At 61.9% G+C, this 14,520-nt stretch carries 10 protein-coding genes and 1 pseudogene; 10 read left to right on the top strand and 1 reads right to left on the bottom strand.

Annotation, left to right across the window (positions count from 1 at the left end; all coding sequences use genetic code 11):
* The 5 genes and pseudogenes from SE91_RS21575 (at nucleotide 1) to SE91_RS21555 (ending at nucleotide 5,702) form a co-directional block, all read left to right on the top strand.
* Nucleotides 1-831 (top strand): ABC transporter ATP-binding protein, encoded by an 831-nt coding sequence (locus SE91_RS21575; protein ID WP_061849028.1) that lies wholly within the window; start codon nucleotides 1-3, stop codon nucleotides 829-831.
* 126 nt (nucleotides 832-957) lie between these two features.
* Nucleotides 958-2,358 (top strand): enolase-like domain-containing protein, encoded by a 1,401-nt coding sequence (locus tag SE91_RS21570; protein WP_061851231.1) that lies wholly within the window; start codon nucleotides 958-960, stop codon nucleotides 2,356-2,358.
* Complete coding sequence (locus tag SE91_RS21565; protein ID WP_061849027.1) at nucleotides 2,355-3,506, top strand: Gfo/Idh/MocA family protein; 1,152 nt, start codon at nucleotides 2,355-2,357, stop codon at nucleotides 3,504-3,506. Before SE91_RS21570 ends, SE91_RS21565 begins: the two co-directional genes overlap by 4 nt.
* Nucleotides 3,507-3,647: 141 nt before the next feature.
* Complete coding sequence (locus SE91_RS21560) at nucleotides 3,648-4,838, top strand: dihydrodipicolinate synthase family protein (RefSeq protein WP_061849026.1); 1,191 nt, start codon at nucleotides 3,648-3,650, stop codon at nucleotides 4,836-4,838.
* Nucleotides 4,838-5,702 (top strand): annotated as a pseudogene (locus SE91_RS21555) (sugar phosphate isomerase/epimerase family protein). The gene SE91_RS21560 and the pseudogene SE91_RS21555 overlap by 1 nt, the downstream one beginning before the upstream one ends.
* Nucleotides 5,703-5,720: 18 nt before the next feature.
* Here the strand turns inward: SE91_RS21555 and SE91_RS36430 are convergent.
* On the bottom strand, nucleotides 5,721-5,831 hold the full coding sequence (locus tag SE91_RS36430) for a Spy/CpxP family protein refolding chaperone (RefSeq protein ID WP_008550332.1): 111 nt from the start codon (nucleotides 5,829-5,831) through the stop codon (nucleotides 5,721-5,723).
* A 261-nt stretch (nucleotides 5,832-6,092) separates the two neighbouring features.
* Between SE91_RS36430 and SE91_RS21550 the strand changes: the two genes are divergently transcribed.
* The 5 genes from SE91_RS21550 to SE91_RS37190 form a co-directional block, all read left to right on the top strand.
* Complete coding sequence (locus tag SE91_RS21550) at nucleotides 6,093-8,177, top strand: Vgb family protein (RefSeq protein WP_061849025.1); 2,085 nt, start codon at nucleotides 6,093-6,095, stop codon at nucleotides 8,175-8,177.
* Between the two features lie 910 nt (nucleotides 8,178-9,087).
* Nucleotides 9,088-9,429, top strand: a complete 342-nt coding sequence (locus tag SE91_RS35445) for a PilZ domain-containing protein (protein ID WP_193409774.1) — start codon at nucleotides 9,088-9,090, stop codon at nucleotides 9,427-9,429.
* Nucleotides 9,430-9,911: 482 nt separating this feature from the next.
* On the top strand, nucleotides 9,912-11,543 hold the full coding sequence (locus SE91_RS21540; RefSeq protein WP_156489711.1) for a hypothetical protein: 1,632 nt from the start codon (nucleotides 9,912-9,914) through the stop codon (nucleotides 11,541-11,543).
* 122 nt (nucleotides 11,544-11,665) lie between these two features.
* Nucleotides 11,666-12,673, top strand: coding sequence for a LamG-like jellyroll fold domain-containing protein (locus SE91_RS21535; RefSeq protein WP_008550324.1), 1,008 nt, complete (start codon nucleotides 11,666-11,668; stop codon nucleotides 12,671-12,673).
* A gap of 35 nt (nucleotides 12,674-12,708) precedes the next feature.
* The coding region (locus tag SE91_RS37190; RefSeq protein WP_197489493.1) for a hypothetical protein at nucleotides 12,709-14,520 on the top strand (1,812 nt) is incomplete at its 3' end.

Genomic DNA, 14,520 nt, shown 5'->3' with positions numbered 1-14,520 from the left:
ATGAGTGAAACCGCGCAGCCGGCCGCGCATCTGAGACTGGTGAGCGACCGGGCTGTCGGCGATGCGTCGGGCATCAAGCTGTCGGGCGTGTCGAAGACATACCGGACGCGCGATGGCGACGTGCCGTCGCTGCGTCCGCTCGACTTCCACATCAATGACGGCGAGTTCTTCGTCGTGGTCGGCCCGAGCGGCTGCGGCAAGTCTACCCTGCTCAAGCTGATCTCGGGATTGCTGCCGCCGACATCAGGCGAGGTCCTGGTCGAGGGCGAGAAGGTGACGAAGCCGCACGGCAATGTCGGCATCGTGTTCCAGAACGCGTTGCTGCTGCCATGGCGCAACATCCTCAACAACGTGATGCTGCCGATCGACATGAAGCGGCTGCCGCGACAACAATATCTCGAACGCGCCCAGTCGCTGTTGAAGCTGGTTGGGCTCGAAGGCTTCGAGAAGAAGCTGCCCTGGCAGCTCTCCGGCGGCATGCAGCAACGCGCCTCGATCTGCCGGGCGCTGGTGCACGATCCCAAGATCATGCTGATGGACGAGCCGTTCGGCGCGCTCGATGCGCTGACGCGCGAACGCATGAATGTCGAGCTGATGCGGATCCAGCGCGAGACGAAGAAGACGGTGCTCTTGATCACGCATTCGATTCCCGAAGCCGTCTTCCTGGCCGACCGCGTGCTGGTCATGACTGAGCGCCCCGGCGCGATCGCCGCGATCTACGATGTGCCCCTGCCGCGCCCGCGCTCGCTCGACGTGATGGCAGATCCGGTCTTCACCGAACTGGTGCAACGCATCCGCAAGCATTTCTTCTCGCAAGGTGCATTGGATTAAGGCAATGGAGCTAGCTCGAAATTTTAGAGCGTCATGGCCGGGCTTGACCCGGCCATCCACGTCTTGCTCCGTGCAACAAAGAACGTGGATGGCCGGGACAAGCCCGGGCATGACGACTTTCTCAGGATCACGCCATTGCGCCTGAAGCTGCGAGATATCGCCTTCTTCGAACGTCCCGTGCAGTTCGCGCGGCCGTTCCGGTTCGGCGCGATCACGATCAACGCGACGCCGCAGCTGTTCGTGCGGGCCGAGATCGAGGTCGAGGGCCGGGGCGTCGCGATCGGCGCGAGCGCCGAGCTGCTGGTGCCGAAATGGTTCGACAAGCGGCCGGAGCTGTCGCCGGCGCAGACCGTCGACGGCTTGCGGCGGTCGCTCGAAATCGCGCGCGGGCTCTATCTGGCACGCACCGGATATCAGACTGCATTCGATCTGCACGCCTCGTGCATCGGTGCCCAGGTCGCGACCTGTGCGAAGAAGAACATTCCGCCGCTCGCAGCGGCTTACGGCCCGGCCGAGATCGACAAGGCGGTCCTCGATGCGCTGCTGCGCGCCGCCGAGACCAATTTCTTCGACGGGATGACCGGAAATATCGCCGACGTCGATGCGCGGCTTTCTCCTGACCTGAGCGAGAGGGACATCAGGACGTTTCTCTCCAGCCGGATGCCGCTGGGGCGCGTTGCCATCAGACACACCGTCGGCCTTGATGATGCCGTCGAAGGCGAGGGCGGCGTTGCCGATCCGCGCGAGAACGCTGGCGCGCGTTACTTCAAGCTCAAGCTATCGGGCGATCCCACGGCCGATGCGGTGCGGCTCGCCCGCATTGGCAAGGAGCTCGCTACGCTGGGACATGACTACAAGGTGACGCTCGACGCCAACGAGCAGTACGCCGACCTCGCGGCGTTGCAGGCGCTGATGGATCGCCTCGATCATGATTCCGCGCTGCGCCCGATCGCCACGCGCCTGCTCTATGTCGAGCAGCCGATGCCGCGCGACATCACGCGGCAATCGCCGCTCGGCGCTTTGGTCGGGCATGGCTTCATCATCGACGAGGCCGACGATTCCTACGATGCTTTTCCGGCGGCGCGGGCACTCGGCTATCGCGGCATCTCGTCGAAGTCCTGCAAGGGTCTCTACAAGTCCCTCGTCAACGCGACGCGCGCGGCGAAATGGAGCGCGGAAGGGGAGAGCTTCTTCGTGACCGGCGAGGACCTCACCTGCCAGGCCGGCCTCGCCGTGCAGCAGGACCTCGCGCTCGGCGCCTTCATCGGCGTCACCCATGCCGAACGCAACGGCCATCATTATGTCGACGGCTTCGGCGACACGCCTGCCGCGGAAGCTACGGCATTCGCTGCCGCGCATCCGGATCTCTACGCCGATGCCGGGCAGGGCATCCGCCTCAAGATTCACAATGGCGATCTCCTGACGGGATCGCTTCACACGGCGGGCTTTGCCACCTCGGTCCATCCGGACTGGTCGGCGCTGAACCCGCTCGAACAGCCAAGATCACTTCAGGAGCAACTGGCATGACCACCCAACGCCTCGGCCTCATCATGAACGGCGTCACCGGCCGTATGGGGCTCAACCAGCATCTGATCCGCTCGATCGTCGCGATCCGAGACCAGGGCGGCGTCCGCCTAAAGAACGGCGACCGCGTGATGCCCGATCCGATCCTGGTCGGCCGCAGCGCCGACAAGGTCGAGGGGCTCGCCAAGCGCTTCAACATCACGCGCTGGACCACCGATCTCGATGCCGCGCTCGCCGACAAGAACGACACCATGTTCTTCGACGCCGCGACCACGCAGGCGCGCCCCGGCCTGCTGACGCAGGCGATCAACGCAGGCAAGCATGTCTATTGCGAAAAGCCGATCGCGACGAATTTCGAGGAAGCCGTCGAGGTCGTGAAGCTTGCGAATACCAAGGGCGTCAAGCACGGCACGGTGCAGGACAAGCTATTCCTGCCCGGCCTGAAGAAAATCGCCTTCCTGCGCGATTCCGGCTTCTTCGGCCGCATTCTCTCGGTGCGCGGCGAGTTCGGCTATTGGGTGTTCGAAGGCGGCTGGCAGGAGGCGCAGCGGCCATCCTGGAACTACCGCGACGAGGACGGCGGCGGCATCATCTTGGACATGATCTGCCATTGGCGCTACGTGCTCGACAACCTTTTCGGCAACGTCCAGAGCGTGGTCTGCATCGGCAACACCGACATCCCCGAGCGCTATGACGAGCAGGGCAAGAAGTACAAGGCGACCGCGGATGATTCCGCCTACGCGACGTTCCAACTCGAAGGTGGCATCATCGCCCACATCAACATGTCCTGGGTGACGCGCGTCTATCGCGACGACCTCGTCACCTTCCAGGTCGACGGCACCCACGGCTCGGCGGTCGCGGGCCTCACCGACTGCATGATCCAGGCGCGGCAGGCTACTCCGAGGCCGGTCTGGAATCCCGATGAGAAGCGGCTGCACGATTTCTACGGCGATTGGCAGAAGCTGCCCGACAACGTCACCTACGACAACGGCTTTAGGGAGCAGTGGGAGATGTTCATCCGCCACGTCTACGAGGATGCGCCCTACAAGTTCACGCTGCTCGAAGGCGCCAAGGGCGTGCAGCTCGCCGAATGTGCGCTCAAGAGCTGGAAGGAGCGGCGCTGGATCGACGTCGCCCCGATCAAGGCGTGAGGTCGATTGGATAAGCCCCGATGTTTACCAAGCCGTCATTGCGAGGAGCGAAGCGACGAAGCAATCCAGACTGTTGCCGCGGAGGCACCCTGGATTGCTTCGCTTCGCTTCGCTCGCGATGACGGGGAGAGGTCTGAAGTCATGAACAAGCCAGTCCAACCCATGTCGTCATTGTCGCTCAAACTGCCGAAAGCCGATCGGTCGATCGAGACCTACCGGCTCGCGGCCTCGCGCACGTTCCCCGCAAAGCTCGAGGGCCCGCTGAACCGCATCGCGTTCTCGGCCGTGCACACCGTCGCCGATCCCTTCGCCGACAACGATCCCTGGCTCTCGGTCGCGGTCGACTGGGACAAGACCATTGCGTTCCGCGAGCACGTCTGGGACCTCGGCCTCGGCGTCGCCGAAGCCATGGACACCGCACAGCGCGGCATGGGCCTGGACTGGCCGACCTCGCTGGAGCTGATCACGCGTTCGGTCAGCGCTGCCAAGCGCCGCAACGCGCTGGTATTCTCCGGCGCCGGCACCGACCATCTCGCCGTAGAGGATGCCAGGAGCCTCGACGACGTGATCCGCGCCTACGAAGAACAGATCTCGGCGGTCGAGAAGGTCGGCGGCCGCATCATCCTGATGGCCTCGCGCGCGCTGGCCAAGCTCGGCCGCAATGCCGACGACTACGCCAAGGTCTACGACCGCGTGCTGTCGCAGGTTCGCGACCCCGTGATCATCCACTGGCTCGGCGACATGTTCGATCCCGCGCTGACGGGATACTGGGGCACCAAAGACCTCGACAAGGCGATGGATACGGCGGTGGCCATCATCAACAGCAATGCTGCCAAGGTCGACGGCGTCAAGGTCTCGCTGCTGGACAAGCAGCGCGAGATCGACATGCGCCGCCGCCTCGACAAGCGCATCAAGATGTATACCGGCGACGACTTCAATTATGCGGAGCTGATCGCCGGCGACGAGCAGGGCTTTTCCCATGCGCTGCTCGGCATCTTCGATGCCATCGCGCCGGCGGCGTCCTACGCGCTGTCGCGGCTGGCGGCCGGGGACGAGGCCGGCTTCCACGACGTGTTGGGGCCGACCGTGCCGCTGTCGCGCCACATCTTCAAGGCACCGACGCGCTTCTATAAGACTGGTGTCGTGTTCATGGCGTATTTGAACGGTCACCAGGACCATTTCACCATGGTCGGCGGACAGGAGAGCACACGCTCCACCCTGCACCTCGCCGAGCTGTTCCGTCTGGCCGACCAGGCCGGCCTGCTCGCCAATCCTGAACTCGCGACGCAGCGGATGAAGACCGTGCTCGCCACCCACGGTATCGAATCCTGATGCGCGATTTCTCGTCCGACCACCGCTGGCTGTCGCTGAACACGGCGACCGTCCGCAAGCAGGGTGACCTCGTCGAGATCATCGATGCCTCTGCGAAGCATGGCATTCGCGCCATCGATCCCTGGCGCGACCAGGTCGTAACCGTCGGTCTCGACCGTGCCGCGCGTGCGGTGCGCGATGCCGGTCTCGATCCTCTCAGGCTATTGCCGCGGCGGCATGTTCACGTCGGACGCTTCGCGCCGGGGCGAGGTGCGCGACGACAACAGGCGCTGCGTCGACGAAGCCAAGGCGCTGGGCGCACCCTGCATCGTCCTCGTCGTTGGCGGCCTGCCGCAATATTCGCGGCCGGGCAGCGATGTCTCGAAGGATATCGCGGCGGCGCGCGGGCAGGTCGAAGACGCGCTCGCCGAGATGCTCGATTACGCCAGACAGGCAAAGCTGCCGCTCGCCATCGAGCCCCTGCATCCGGCCTATGCGGCCGACCGCGCCTGCGTCAACACCACCAAACAGGCGCTCGACATCTGCGACCGGCTCGACCCCGATCGCACCGGCATGCTCGGCGTCGCGCTCGATGTCTATCACATCTGGTGGGACCCCGAGCTGATGGGGCAGATCGCGCGCGCCGGCAAGGATCGCCTGCTCGCCTTCCATGTCTGCGACTGGCTGGTGCCGACCAAGGACATCCTCAACGATCGCGGCATGATGGGTGATGGCGTCATCGACATCAAATCGGTGCGTCAGGCGGTCGAAGCGCAGGGTTTTGCCGGTTACTCCGAGATCGAGATCTTCTCCAACGACTGGTGGGGCAGGTCGATGGACGAGGTGCTCCGCACCTGCATCACGCGGCATAAGACGGTGGTGTAGGTTTCTCGGCTGCCGTTCTCACGGGCTTGCGACATGTTGCAGCGTCTTGAAGCGCGCCTTCTGCTCGCTGCTCAGCGTGGCATAGAACTCGACCAGGGTGGGTTCGACCAGCTTGGCGGCCGTCAGCATGGCCCCCTGAATTTACTTCCGCTTTTCAGTGGCAGAACAGACTCTGCTCGGACTTACTGCCAGCCCGATCCGGTCGCGATTGACCCCAAGCGGACATCCACGGCGATGCGGCGGAGAGCTGCTCTGAGCCAAAAGCCGCTTTGATCTACGTCAAGGATTTGTTTTTAGACAGTGCAGGATACGGACGACCTGCCATCACCACACGCCGGACTGAATTTTCCAGCGGAACACCTGCTCATTGCCATCGTGCGAGGAGACGCCATGCGCGTACCATTTCTTGCCTTCACTTTAGTCGCGCTGACCGTCGGCCACGCCTCGGCCCAGCAGCTTCTTGGGAAGGTCAATGGCGGCGGTGGTCCTATCGCAACGTCGACGGTGACGCTATGGGCAGCGGGCGAGGGCGCCCCCACCAAGCTGTCGGAAACAAGCACGGGCGACGATGGCGCTTTTCGCTTGCAGTTCGACACCGAGAAGGCTGGCGGCGGTGTGCTCTACCTGACTGCCAAGGGTGGAGAGCCCAAGATTGGCGGCTCCCATGGACCGAACCCGGCTATCGCGCTGATGACAACGTTGGGCACCACCGCACCGAAGGAAGCGACCATCAACGAACTCACGACCGTGGCATCGGTATGGACGGGCGCGCAATTCCTCAAAGGTGAAGCGCTTAGCGGCCATGCGCTTGGCCTGAAGATCGCCGCGGGCAATGTGCCTAACCTGGTAGACCTCACGACCGGCGGATGGGGCACGGTGGTCCAGGATCCACTGAACAGCACGCAAACCACCTCTCTGGCTGTGTTGAACACCTTGGGTGGCTTGCTGGCGGGTTGCATCACGCGCGTGCAGGCGGACGCCTGCGAAAGGTTGTTTGCCGCCTCGACGCCGCCGGGAAAGTCTGCTCCCACCGATACATTGACCGCGGCGCAGGCGATAGCGCTGCATCCCTGGAATCAGCCTGCAAAACTGTTTGCGCTGTTGGACCATTTCTATCCGGCTGGACGGGAGGGGCCAGGCTCGCGTGCCGTTCCGTTCCGGCCCTACCTCCTGTTCGCTCCCGGCACATGGACGATCGCACTGCGATACGCAGGTGGCGGTTTGAACGGCCTCGGCGGCATCGGTATCGACGGCGATGGCAACGCCTGGGCGGCAAACAATCAGATGGCAGGCTCGCAATCGACCATGTTCGGCGGCATCGGCGGTACGCTCTCCGCGCTCGCCCCGAACGGCCGCCCTATCTCGCCGATGACGACCGGCTTTACCGGCGGCGGCGTGGACTTTCCGGGCTGGGGTCTTACCATCGCAGGTGACGGCAAGGTGTGGGTGACCAGCATCGGCGGTAAGACGATTTCGGTGTTTGACAAAACCGGAAAGCCGCTCTCCCCATCGACCGGTTACAATCTGAATGGACAACTCGGTGGAATGCAGGGCGTCAACACGACGCCGGATGGTGATGTCTGGGCGCTGGATTCAAGCAAGAGCCAGATCGTCCACATCCCGAAGGGCGATCCGGCTCAAGCGCGCATCCTGTGCCGCACCGTCGACGACAAGCCGGTCGACGGCACCTGCCAGGTGAAAGGGCCTTTCCACGTCGCGTTCGATCTGCAGGGCCGGGTCCTGGTTTCCAACTCCAACTCCAACACGGTGACTCGCTTCCCGGCGAATGATCCCGGCAAGGCCGAAGAATTGAAGGTCGGTTACAGTCCCCATGCCATCGCGATCGACAGCCAAGGCAACGCTTGGGTCGCAAATGTGTTGGGCGAGCCGAGCATCAAGGAAAAGCTGGACCTGCTCCGGATGAAGCTGCGAAGCAGCCTGGAAAGCAAACTGAAGCCGGCGGGCGGCGGTGACGAGACGGTGGAAAAGTTCATCGCCCTGGTCCGCATTATCGAGGAGTTTCCCGGCGGCAGCGTCAGCATGATACGTCCGGATGGCAACCACGGGACCGCCCCGTCGTTCGACGGTGGAGGGAGCATCAGCGGGCCCTGGGGCATCACCGTCGATGGCAATGACCACGTATGGGTTGCGAACGGCTTCGGCAAAACGCTGACGCAGCTTTGCGGCGTCAGGACCGAGACATGCCCTCCCGGTTTCAAGACGGGCGACCCGATCTCTCCACCCAAGACCGGCTACGCAGGCAAGGGCATGCAATTCCTGACCGGTGTTGTCGTCGACCCAGCCGGAAATGTCTGGGCCGCCAACAATATCGATCTTATGGATGAGGTTTGTCTGACGAAGACCCCTGACGAAACCCTTTCAACGCGCTGCGGCGGCAACGCCTTCGTGGTGTTCTTTGGCTTGGCAAAACCCGTGAGAACACCTGTGATCGGCAGTCAAATGCGACGCTGGTAAGCGATCTGGTAAGCTGCTGATTAGCTTGTGGGGACCCATTGCCGGACCTCATCCGACGTTCTCGTGGCTTGCCCTGGCGCTTGTCCAAGTTCGCCGTTGAACCAAAGCTGATGTGGGATAGATTAGCTGTCCATGAAAGAGATGCTGGCCCATCTAGAACTGCTCCGCGTGCAAATGGCTGAGTGCGAGCGCCTTCAACAGGCAGCAAGGAGCCCGCTCAAGCGCGACGTCTATGCGCGGACGCTTACGCGCTACAGTGCTATCGCAAGAGAGCTGGAACAAGCGATCGCCTGCCTGCCTGACTTTAGGCCCCTGCGTCCGCCACAATGGTAACGCGGAAGAGGGAGACCGCCTCAGTTGACAGGGCGGACGCGCGCTGCTCTCACGGGCTTGCGACCTGTTGCGGCGTGTTGAAGCGCGCCTCCCGCTCGCTGCTCAGCGTGGGATAGAACCCATCGGGGGCGGGTTCGACCAGCTTGGCGGCCGTCGACATGGCCCCCCTGAATTTACTTCCGCTTTCAGCGGCAGAGTGGACATTGCTCGGACTTACTGCCGGCCCGATCCGGTAACGATTGGACCCGCAGCAGACGCTTTAGACCATCCAGTCAAGAACAGTTGGCTGTCGTCAGACGAGTCAATTGAGCATGTTTGCCGGATCTTGCATTTCCGCGTCAAAGGCGGCATCCCGCGCAAGCTGACCGGTTGCTTTGAAATGTCAGAAGTCCGAATTAACCTTCAGCCTCGATCCAATTGCAAAAGGACAGCATGACTGCTTGTTAGCGTGCCTTGGGCGAACCAACGTGGCGGATGCTGCCGTCTTCCCGGTTCGGCGGGCGGGAATTCAGGGAATGCGATCGCAATCGCCGCGGTCGTTCAATGGGAAGTAGCCTTCTCACCTGGAGATCTCGCCATGATGATCGAACGTCGGGCAATGGAGCGGATACCGGTCAACCGGGCCGCGCGGCTGTCATTTGATGGAATTCGCGGGACGCACCCATGCGTGGTGCGCGACATGAGCACCTTGGGGGCCTGTATCTCCACGCCATACTATGTATTTGCGAATGAGTTTGTGCTGTCCTTCGACGGACATTCCGGAATCTTCATCTGCCGGGTTGCGTGGCGAAAGGTGACGCTTTGCGGCGTTTGTTTCCTCCTGCGTCGTCGTTCGCCGAAACCGGCGAATGATTTTCGGCGAACCCGCAAGCATGGCGCGACACGATCGCTGGATCGTGGGCCGGCAGGCGGCCCTTGACTTGGTGTGGTCAGCGCCTCCGCCCGTGTGCTGACGAGGCGGTCATATGGACCAGCCACTTCCGCGGGCGGCGCCTTTCCGTCGATACGTCAGCTTATGACCCCGAAGCTGGAGGTCCTAGTCCGGCGCCCGCCGGAAGCCTCGCCCTGCCAGAGAGCCCCTGAGGGAGCTGAATAGTTTCCTTGAGCTACATCAAGAGATCCAAAGCGTCCTCGCGCTACCAACAAAGCTAGGGCATTTCTTTCTGAAATCGAACGGCCGGCGTATTCCGGACTGACTGATCCCAATAAGGGAGTGGCCTTGATGCAAGACGGCCGCACGATTTCCTTTGCCCAACGGCTGAAGGAACTCGCCGCCAAACTCTCGGAACTCGAAGATCTCCGATCTCAAGTCGAAGAAGCAGAACGATGCACCCAAGTGGTGCCTGCATCGCAGCGGTCCTCAAAGACCCCATTACCGCGCTAATGGGAGGAGAGGAAAAAATGGCAATTGTCAATGTTAGAAGCCGTTTCACGTCCGGGTACAACCAAGATGCCCTGACGACGACCACGGAAGGTGAGCGCGTTTTGAACTTCGGGAAGCTGACGACAACGGGCGATCTCGCGGACGGCATCTTTGCCCGCGCCGACAATTTAACGATCCGCAATTTCGCGCGGATAGAGACCGGCGGTCTTGGCGCCGCCGGCATCCTCGGGACTGGCAATGACGTCAGCATTGAGAATTGCGGCACGGTGGTAACGCGCGGCGGATTTTTCGATCCCGATCCGAATGTCGAAGGCGACGAGGCTTTCTCTGAAGGCGTGGTCACAATCGGAGACCGGTTCCATATCGCGAATTTTGGCACCGTTCGCGTCGAGGGCGAGTCCGCCACCGGTCTCTCAGGTGTCGGCGCAGACGGCACCATCATCAACTACGGTCACGTTGAATGCACCTCCTTTAACTCATCTTTGATTGCTTCCATTGGTGACAATGCGACGTCAATCAATGCAGGTTTGATATCGGCCGGTGGCTCCGACAATGCAGCCATGTTTGCACGCGGCGCGGATGCCGCAGCCGTCAATCTCGGGCGCATCTTTATCAATGGTACCGTTATGGTCGGCATCCAGGGCGTACTGGAAAACACGCACATCACGAACCGAGGTGTCATCCGCGTTACCGGCGATGAAAGCGCCGGGATGGGAGGCTTCGGGAATAACCAGGAGATCAGTAATTTTGGATTAATAGAGACGGAAGGGACTTTGGCCACTGGTATGGCGGCGCGTGGCGGCGGCCCACTTCAATTGCCCGGCCTCGATTCCGATGTTCTTAACGCCGGCCGTATCACAACCGAGGGTGACATCGCATTCGGCATCGCTATCGGTGTGGGTCGATTCGGGTTCATTGCTGCTGGGAACGGTGAGATCACTAACCGAGGCATTATCGAAACCCGTGGCGACGGGGCTGCGGGCATTGTCCTGATCGGAGATGGTCATCACCTCACCAACAGCGGTCGAATCAAAGCGGATGGTGAAACATTTGACAGCGAAGTCCACGGCGTATTCCGGGCGGCGGGCGTGCTCGTGTCCGGCGACGACGTGCTGCTGGAGAACACCCGTTCGGGCGTGATCGAGAGCGGGGATGCCGCGTCGGCGGCGGTCGAGCTAAACGTCTTGGAACGCGAGGGTCTGCCTGCCGAAGGCATGTCGTCGCAACTCGCAAATTCTGGCCTTGTTCGCGGCGTGAACACCGCGATAGTCGGTGGCGATGGCCAAGAGACGGTTATCAATCGCGGCCGCATCGTCGGGAATGTCGAATTGAGCGGCGGCGATGATACGTTCGTTTTTGCGAAAGGAAGCGTCCTTGCGGGCAATTTGTTTCTCGGTGAGGGCGCTGACTTGGTTTTCGTCGAAAACGGTTCTGGTAGGACGGGCGTTGCGGATTTTATAGCGGGTGACGCGAGCGGGGATACAATTGACGTGTCGGCGTTCTTCTCGGATTTCGGCGAACTACAGGATGCGATACGACAGAATACTCGCGGGGACGTGGTCATTCGCCTCGATAATAACGATACGCTGGTACTTGCCGGCGTTCAGGTCAACGTCCTAAACGCTGCCGACTTCATTTTCGGGATGTAGAACGCCCCGCAACGATCCGCTTGCGAAGCGGCTAACGCAAGAAATGGCCATCGCTAGAGCCGTGACTGGCCTGCTGCTGTTGTGTCGCCTTACATGCTAATACCAACGCGAAGGGCCGGGACGTGTGGCAATTGATCTGCGATCATCGTTACCAGTGGGCCGACATCGCCGCCGATCGGTCGCCATGGGGCAGCAATGGCATCAGCTCGGGCGTCACCCCCCTCGCGGACGTCAGCGCGTTGCGGTTCTCGTCACCCGCCAGCCAGATCGCGATACCGCGGCGTCCGAGCGATCCTTGGGGCTCACTCGATGCCATCGGCGTTGAGGTCACGGCACGCTTTCTCGCGCAGGCTTCCGGCACTTTGATCGATGCCGATAACAGTTTTCGCGTCAGCTCCGATAATGGCGACCTCACCGGCGAGGTTTCAGGAATGTCGCTCTCGATCAGCATCCCGGCCGACCGCTGGGTGCGGCTCACGTTTCGCCACGATGGCTTCAACGCGCTCGCAGTCGGCTATAGCACACTGGGCCCTGGCCCTGGCTCCGCCGGCGGAAGCGCCACGCGCATCCTACATGGTCTGGTCCCGCCAGTAGGAGCCAAAGGCATCCTCATCGGCAACAGGATCGGAGCCTCAGCCCGCCATATGCGGGGCGATATCGCCAGCGTGCGGATCTGGCGCCGCGATCCGGCATCGATGACAAAGCAATTTCTAGCTCGCCCGTTCGACAGCGCGCTTGCGGCTTGCTGGGCCGAATTCCTGCGCGAGCTCAACAAGTCACTGCGCGATAATCCGAAGTGCGCAGAATGGATTGTTCAGCTCGTGTCCGGCTTGCAGCGAAACTTCCTGGAGAAATTGGCGCAGAAAAGCGATGACAAGATTGCCGAGTTCAGGGAGATGTGCCGCCAGTACCGCGATTTGTGGTTCGGCGGCCACGTCGATAGCCCTCAGATGCAGGCGCTTTTCGCCCGCATGCGCGACTGGCTCGCAGCCGAGAACTTGATCTCGAACGCGGATTTGCTGGAACTGTTCGGTGATCCCTGCTTGGCGACATTGACCGACGCGCTACCGTCACCGGAATGCGATCCCCAGTTCAAGCGCCTGATTGGGGTGCTGATTGCGCCACGATGAGTACGGCGTGAGCCGCTCGAAGGGAGAACCGGCCGATGCCTCCACCGACTGCAGCGCAGCTGAAGTTGATCCGCGACTATGAACCGATTTTATTCTTTTACGATGGGCCCGCAGACCAACCGAAAGAGCGCTTCTTCCCCAGCGACGCCAAACGCTACCTGGAGCGCTGCGAATTGTGGAAGGCGAGCGATCCGTTCGATACGCGGAGCACTTGGGGCGGCAACGCCGCGATTGAAGCGGGCAAGATCAGCGCAATCGAGGGCGAAGGGGGCGAAGGTTCAGTTTTTCTGGGCAAAAAAACGGGGAGCACCTATGATTTCCTCGAAACGCCGAAGGACAAAGAATGTTTTCTCGCGCTCGAAGGCTGGAGGCCGGCAGGTTCGTCCGACCCTCCTCCAGATAGCTTCGCAAATCTTGACAAGATTGCAGAGGTCTACAACGGCTCGCTCGAAAACAGCCGCTTCTGGTATCATGCCGAATTCTTTGACTCCGGGCGCCTCGAGCAACTCTGGACATTGCTGAAGCAAAGCGGTGGTAATGATTTTGCGAGCCTCACCGCAGGTTCTCCGGGCCGCGCGCCGGAGCTGAAGATTCCGGCGCTGATATGCTACTATCTGTTCTATCCCGGACATGATGAGGGCCTGGGCGGTTGCGAGAATGTGCCCGAGGCCGATAAATTTGGAAGCTTCGCGGGGGAGTGGCACTGCTTCGCCGTGCTGCTCGACAAGCCCACGGCGGCCGGCGCCTTCGAGCCGAAATGGGCGGGAATAACTCGGCGCAACGTCGGCGTGATTCGGCAGCAGGACAAGGAAGTGCGCGTTGGCATGCGAGTCTTTCCCTGGCCGCAGCTGACGGTAGATATGTCCCATGCTCGCCTGGTCATCGCAGGAGGCAGCCACGCCATGTACCTGTTCGGGGAGACGGCTGAACCGGTTGTGCCGCTGACGGACGCGGATCCGTCGCGTAATTCCTGCGGCAGGGCAGAGGCCCCTCAGGCCCCCTTGAGTGAATCGACACAGCCCGACTGGTTCGCTGTCCTCGCGGCCAAGATCCTGGCCGGGGCAGCCGCCGCCGCACAATTTGGGGGAGCGCCAGTTGGTGCGGTCATCGGATTGTTCGTGGGGTTGGCCGAACTTGCAGTTGGGGCTGCGCCGGATTTTGACGAATTTGACACCAGCTTCCCGCCTGGGCGCGGAGCACCCGGTCCCCTCACCGATGCGCTCAGCACCAATGGGACGGTGGTGCACCCGGCCGGGCTGCGCCCGCCTGGGGTCGCGCAAGAAAGATCAAAGGAGTGGCGGAGCAAAGACAATCTTCAGTTCGAGTCGCGACGCTATGATTCAAGCGTCGACCGCGACAGCCAGATTCTATGGTCCGATGATGTCAGCTCCAACGTGCATGGCTACACTGGCCGGTGGGGTCCGCGCGTCGAGCGCGACCCGCAGTTGCGCCGCGCCGGGATGAAGTTCCCGAATTTCTGGCGCATGTTTTTTGACGAGTTGGTTCGCGCGCCGAAGAATTCGCCCCCGCCGCCGCCGCCTGTTTTAGGGGAGCGCAAGGTTGTACCCCTGCAGACCGGGACGACAGCATGGACCGTTCCTCTCGACTGGAACAATAACAGCAACTCCATCGAATGCATCGGTGGTGGCGGCAGCGGCCGCGGCGCTTTGGAGCAGTCGTGTGGCGGCGGCGGCGGCGGAGCCTACAGCCGGGCGGAAAATCTGACCTACACGCCCGGCAAAGTCATTACCGTGCAGGTTGGCGGCGTGGCAGGCGACACCTTTGTCAAGGACGATGCCGACGCCGTTAATGTTTGTTTTGCGAAAGGCGGTGTCACGGCAACGACC

Source organism: Bradyrhizobium sp. DOA1 (genome assembly GCF_001593325.1).
Taxonomy (GTDB): domain Bacteria; phylum Pseudomonadota; class Alphaproteobacteria; order Rhizobiales; family Xanthobacteraceae; genus Bradyrhizobium.
Note: the sequence above shows the minus strand (reverse complement) of the source record. Positions and strands in the feature narration are given on the sequence as shown.

What these genes read in the sequence shown, in the direction of transcription:
- SE91_RS21565 (WP_061849027.1), top strand. Translation starts at nt 2,355, where the DNA reads ATGACCACCCAACGCCTCGGCCTCATCATGAACGGCGTCACCGGCCGT.
- SE91_RS21575 (WP_061849028.1), top strand. Translation starts at nt 1, where the DNA reads ATGAGTGAAACCGCGCAGCCGGCCGCGCATCTGAGACTGGTGAGCGAC.
- SE91_RS21550 (WP_061849025.1), top strand. Translation starts at nt 6,093, where the DNA reads ATGCGCGTACCATTTCTTGCCTTCACTTTAGTCGCGCTGACCGTCGGC.
- SE91_RS36430 (WP_008550332.1), bottom strand. Translation starts at nt 5,831, where the DNA reads ATGCTGACGGCCGCCAAGCTGGTCGAACCCACCCTGGTCGAGTTCTAT.
- SE91_RS35445 (WP_193409774.1), top strand. Translation starts at nt 9,088, where the DNA reads ATGATGATCGAACGTCGGGCAATGGAGCGGATACCGGTCAACCGGGCC.
- SE91_RS21540 (WP_156489711.1), top strand. Translation starts at nt 9,912, where the DNA reads ATGGCAATTGTCAATGTTAGAAGCCGTTTCACGTCCGGGTACAACCAA.
- SE91_RS21560 (WP_061849026.1), top strand. Translation starts at nt 3,648, where the DNA reads ATGAACAAGCCAGTCCAACCCATGTCGTCATTGTCGCTCAAACTGCCG.